We start from the raw sequence: 2,233 nt of genomic DNA on the forward strand, positions 1-2,233 counted from the left end.
CGATCCTAGCATTCTTAGCGGCGGAGGTGGGAATTTTTTTGGCGATTCTCTTGCTCCAGAGGCTACGCCAACGACGGCTATGGCGTTACTATCTTGTAAAAGTTTGAAATTTTGATGCTTCCGTAAAGCTGAGTGGGTAAGTTACCAGTAAGTAGTATCGATCTTTTTCTTATGTCCAAACGACACGCTCGACTGTGGCTTTTTACGTTAGCATTCACGGTTATATTTACTCAACCATTTGGTAAAGATGGCAGTGGATTTCAGACCTCGGTAGCGGCTAAACCGCTGTTACAAACCGCTGCGCTCGGCACTCAACCGCCAACCAACGCCCCTAACGATCGGATTTCGCCACCACCAGTCGATGCGGTGCTGGCAAATGTCCGACTCAAGCCAGGGAGCCAACCTAAAGCCAAACGGACGCTCTCAACTGGGACGAGTCGTACGATCGTCACCAATCGCCGCAATGACAATAACCCCTCTCTGCGGGGGATTTCCCACTTCATCGATACCGATCGCAATGCCAATCTCACGCCAGTAAATCGCTTTATCGGTCGATAACTCTTAGATCCAAACGCCGATCGTCCGAGAAGATGGTAAATAATAGTAAAGCTATTAACTCGAAATGCCGATCCAGTAACTATTAGGTGCGGTTTTTCTGTAATATAGAAATCGATAACCTCAAGATCCAATTGTCTCGACTTCGATCGAGGTGTTTGACAGTGAAGATCGTCGCGCCACCCTGCCGCAGCTACTAGGAGAAAGATTATGGCGATCGATCGCCGATCGGTTTTAAGCGAGTTACTGCGGCAAATGCCCCAACTCAGATCGCATTTGTACTTTAAATCTTCCCTGACGGCGCTCTCTCATGCGATGGAAGATCGGGTACTTGCCGGGACGGATCGACCATTGCTGATTGCGAGTTTTCAGCAAGAAAAGTTTTATCGGCAAGAAGCACATCGCTATCGGCGGCTGGGAGAAATTAGCGACCAAGTATATGTTTTAGCTGCACCAGATACCGAGTTTAGCGATCGTATTTCCGAATATGAATTGGTGCCATTTGAGAGTGAGGATGGGCTAGCTAGTGAATGGCATTTGATCGCTATTGGTGCCCAGTCTTCAGCCTGTCTGATCTGTCGCGAAAAAGTCGTCCCGCCGTCGGATATTCCCGTTTTGCCAGAAATCGATGCCTCGCGGCGGTTTGAGGGGATCTGGACGTTCGATCGCCAAGTGACAATTACAGCGGCGCATATTTTGCTCGATCGGATTCAAAACTACCGCCCCGAGTTGGCAGCTAAAATCGCCCAGGCAAAGCAAGAATACCTAGTCGCAGTCCCTACCATTCCTCACGATCATTCCGCCAGTGCTGATGCCTTTGTGCAGCGGCTGGTGACATATTTACAAGCTCGTCAATACAAATTACTCAAAGCTTACCGCTCGATCGAAGAAAAAGAAGAACGGGAGCGGCTGGTAAATTCGATTACTGGCGCAATTCGGCGCTCGCTCAACTCTGCCGATATTCTCCATGTTGCCGGACAGGAAATTGGCAAAGCCACTGGCGTCAGTCGGTGCATTATCTATCAGTATCGCAAAGACGAACGCACGACCAAAATTGCCCACGAATATCTAGCGAATGCGGCAATATCCTCTCTACTCGGTAAAGCTTGGCAACTAGCCGATAATCCAATTTTTAAAGCGGTGGTTGAGAAGCATGAGTCCACATCCCTCGCCGAAATCAACCCGAGCAAAGCTTGGCAACGTACGCTCGCCAAACTGGGGATTACCGACTGGTTAATCGTGCCAGTGCTGCATCAAGACAGGCTCTTAGGAGCGATCGAATTACATCAATTCACGCCCGATCCCTTGCCGTGGTCGGATGATACCATCACATTGGTAGACGCGATCGCGACTCAAATCGGCAGCACGCTGATTCAAGCCGAATCCTATACCAACCTCGAATATCTCAACCAACAGCTCGAAGCACTCGATCGTACCCGTGCCAATCTTGTCGCGATTACCGGACACGAACTCAGGACGCCACTTTCGACGATCCAAGTCTGTCTAGAGAGTCTGGCAACCGAGCCAGATATGTCCCCCGAACTGCGGCAAGTCATGCTCAATACGGCGCTGGGCGATGCCGAGCGGATGCGAAAACTCGTCCAAGATTTTTTGACGCTCTCTCAGCTCGAAAGCGGGCGGATTCAGTGGCATCCCGAGCCACTCTCTCTAGAAGAAT

Annotated in this window: 2 protein-coding genes; both read left to right on the forward strand. The window is 50.1% G+C overall.

The annotated features are described in order from the left end of the window. Positions 1-171: 171 nt before the first annotated feature. On the forward strand, positions 172-558 hold the full coding sequence (locus tag RMO35_RS03435; protein ID WP_309738570.1) for a hypothetical protein: 387 nt from the start codon (positions 172-174) through the stop codon (positions 556-558). Between the two features lie 207 nt (positions 559-765). Beyond that, on the forward strand, positions 766-2,233 hold a 1,468-nt coding region (locus RMO35_RS03440), incomplete at its 3' end, for a DICT sensory domain-containing protein (RefSeq protein WP_309738572.1).

The organism is Chamaesiphon sp. OTE_20_metabat_361 (genome assembly GCF_031364565.1).